This window comes from Haemophilus parahaemolyticus (genome assembly GCF_018373095.1).
GTDB lineage: Bacteria > Pseudomonadota > Gammaproteobacteria > Enterobacterales > Pasteurellaceae > Haemophilus_A > Haemophilus_A parahaemolyticus_A.
This window is the reverse complement of sequence record NZ_JAHAHT010000136.1, coordinates 1-3,351: the sequence shown is the minus strand read 5'-3', so window position 1 is coordinate 3,351 and position 3,351 is coordinate 1. Positions and strand designations below refer to the sequence as shown.

General features: G+C 40.5%; 3 protein-coding genes. 2 read left to right on the top strand and 1 reads right to left on the bottom strand.

The features are described 5' to 3' along the window. On the top strand, positions 1-358 hold a 358-nt coding region (locus tag KH943_RS09665; protein ID WP_304110381.1), incomplete at its 5' end, for an ATP-binding cassette domain-containing protein. Positions 359-743: 385 nt separating this feature from the next. Here the strand turns inward: KH943_RS09665 and KH943_RS09660 are convergent. Then, complete coding sequence (locus KH943_RS09660; protein WP_304110380.1) at positions 744-2,588, bottom strand: monovalent cation:proton antiporter-2 (CPA2) family protein; 1,845 nt, start codon at positions 2,586-2,588, stop codon at positions 744-746. Between the two features lie 123 nt (positions 2,589-2,711). On the opposite strand from KH943_RS09660, the gene KH943_RS09655 reads away from it, so the two are divergent. Then, entirely contained in the window at positions 2,712-3,164 is a 453-nt protein-coding gene (locus KH943_RS09655; RefSeq protein ID WP_304110379.1) for a DUF441 domain-containing protein, read from the top strand. The last annotated feature ends 187 nt before the right edge of the window (positions 3,165-3,351 follow it).

Sequence of the window (3,351 nt, the reverse complement as noted above, 5' to 3'; positions counted from 1 at the left end):
CCACGTAGGGGAACGAGGAGTGAAACTTTCAGGGGGACAACGCCAGAGGATTGCTATTGCACGCGTGATGCTCAAAGATGCTCCAATTCTCTTATTAGATGAAGCAACCAGTGCTTTAGATTCTGAGGTAGAAGTGGCAATTCAAGAGAACCTAACGCACTTAATGGAAGGTAAAACTGTGGTGGCAATTGCTCACCGTTTATCAACCATTATGGCGATGGATCGCTTAATTGTGTTAGATAAAGGTGAAATCGTCGAACAAGGCTCACATGAAGAATTGCTCGCTCAAGGTGGCGTTTACGCCAAACTTTGGGCACACCAAAGCGGTGGTTTCTTAGCGGATGATGACGAGTCTTAAATGAATAAAACGGTTAGTAAAATGAAATCTACTAACCGTTTTTTATGCTTTATCTACAGAAAAAATCATTGTCCACGGTAACACATTTGCGAGCCAAAAAAACTGCGAAAATAAAACCCTAAGTTTTTTCATTGTTTGTTTTAATAGCTCATTTATATATTTAAACGGTCTTTAAAGCTGGTTTAAATTTAGAACTTATAAATCATATTATCCTCATAAATCCCATCTTTGGAGGTTGAAGCCTTCACTGCAATTCGCTCAATTCTCAAATGCTTACCAGTTAATCGCCCGTTTTTTAGTGCAATACCGTATTTGCTCAAAGTTCGGGCTTCGCACTAAATCATAAGCAATCATTTCATTGTTAAATAAATCCTTAAGCAAGGTGTTATTCTTTTTTCATTTCTTGCTCTTCATCTAAGATCTCTGCAGCCTCTTCATTTAACGCTTTGCCATCACAATGCGGTTTGATAAAGGGTTTTGGCGTCCAATATTTTTTCACAATTTCAGTAGAAAATCCGTGTAGCACTTCTTCATTTAGACGATCTTGGTCGAGCGAACGTACTTCGGCAATCACTTCATCCGCTTCTACTTGATTAATGCCAAGTTTCATTAAGGTGGCTCGGCTTAGGGTTAAGGCAGATTCAAACGTTTCACGCACAATAAAGTCTACATCCTGTTTGATCAAACTTACCGTTGTTTGGCGGTCGTAAGTTCGGGTTAAAATTGGCAATTCTGGGTAAGTCTCTTTTAATTGACTTACTATAGATTCAATGCGGTCAGTATCATTGATCCCAATGACCACGCATTTGGCTTTTTCAATGCCAGCTGCATGGAGTACGTCTAATCGGATGCCATCACCGTAGTACACTTTAAAACCGAATTTCGCGGCGGCACGGATATTGTCGATATTGCGGTCAATGACGGCAACATTAATGCCGCGAAGCAATAAAGTTTGGCAAACAATTTGGCTGAAACGACCAAAACCAAGCACCAATACGGTGTCTTCTAAATCTACAATGGGATCGAGATCACTGGAGTCTTGCTGTGTATTTTGTCTGTTTTCTGCGCGTTGTGCTACTTTGCGGGCAAGTTGGGTAATCAATGGAGAGAATAGCATTGAGAGAATAACGGCTGCCGTAAAGGTTGCGTTTTCATGGGCTGACATTACACTAGCAGAAGTTGCTGCAGAAAAGAGCACGAATGCAAATTCCCCCCCATGAGCAAGTAGTGCCATACGCCCAAAAGCTTCACGATGTTGTAAGCGGGTTAAACGTGCGACAAAATAAACTGCTAAACCTTTGCCTAAAATGTAGAGGCAAACGATACTGAGTAATAAAAAGAGGTGGTTGAATACAAGGCTTAAATCCAGCGACATTCCCACGCCCATAAAGAAAAGCCCAAGTAATAAACCTCTAAATGGCTCAATATCCGCTTCTAATTGGTGACGGAATGACGATTCTGAGAGCATTACACCTGCAACAAATGCCCCCATCGCCATTGATAATCCCCCCAGTTCCATTGTTAAAGCTGCACCAAGTACAACGAGTAATGCGGCTGCGGTCATCATTTCTCGTACTCGAGCTCTAGAAATGAGGCGAAACAAGGGATTCATTAACCATTTACCTGAAACGATTAAGCCGACAACTGCCACAAGAGCAATGCCAATCGAAGTCCAGTCAGTTGGGTTTTCTGCATTAGCTGAGTTCGGTACTAAAAAGGCGATAGATGCTAAAAGTGGTACAATCGCTAAATCTTCAAAAATTAGCGTGGATATCACCCGTTGCCCTTTTGGCGTACTAGTAATACCACGATCTTCTAATGTCTGCATAACAATAGCAGTAGAAGATAAGGTAAATCCCATCCCTGCAATAAAAGCAACTTCTTTCGAAAGATTGAGTAAATAAATTCCAGCAAAGGTCAGCAAACAGCCACAAAGTGCCACTTGTAAGAATCCTCGCCCAAAAATCGCTTTTCGCATTGCCCAAAGACGTTCAGGGTGCATTTCCAATCCAATAATGAATAGGAACATTACCACGCCAAGTTCAGCTAAATGCACAACAGCAGTAGGATCTTGGATAACACCAAATACAGATGGACCAATTAAACAACCTGCAACTAAATAGCCTAACACGCTACCTAGCCCGAGACGTTTAAAAAGTGGCACAATAGTGACGCTTGAAGCAAGCAAAATCACTGTTTTAATCAGCTCAGGACTGGCAACACTCGACATAAAATTCCTCAAAAATAATCAGTAAATTCTTTTTCATTTTATCGTTTTCGTCGGAAATAAAAAACACACTAATTGGATAAATTGCTATAATTTATGCTCTTATTTTTCACTTCTGGAATGATTATGTCATTACAATTAAATATGATTGCCCTCTTGCTCATTGTGTTACTGATTTTAGGCGTAATAAGTCACAATAATGCAATTACCATTTCTGCAGCGGTGCTGTTAATTATGCAGCAAACGCTCCTTTCAAAATATATTCCTTGGATTGACCAATACGGTTTAAAAATCGGGATTATTATCCTTACTCTTGGTGTATTAAGCCCACTCGTTTCTGGCAAAATCCAGCTGCCCGAACTCTCTTACTTTGTACATTGGAAAATGTTTGCCTCAATTGCAGTAGGCGTACTCGTTGCTTGGATTGCGGGTAAAGGTGTAGATCTAATGACAACTCAACCTGTTCTAGTTACGGGGTTAATGATTGGCACAGTCATTGGCGTTTCATTTTTCGGTGGGATTCCTGTTGGACCGTTAATTGCCGCAGGGATTTTGGCTTTGATGATTGGGAAGTTTTAGGATTTGCAAACGTTTTTTCATCGAAAAATATTCGCTTACTCTTACATATAAGCGGTCGATTTTGCATATTTTATTGCAAAACTGACCGCTTTTTGATCTGCACCCCAAAACCTGGACACCTAATTTGAGGTGCAGATTATGTCCTACTCTTATCAATTTCGTTTGAAAATTATCAAACTCGTCACTG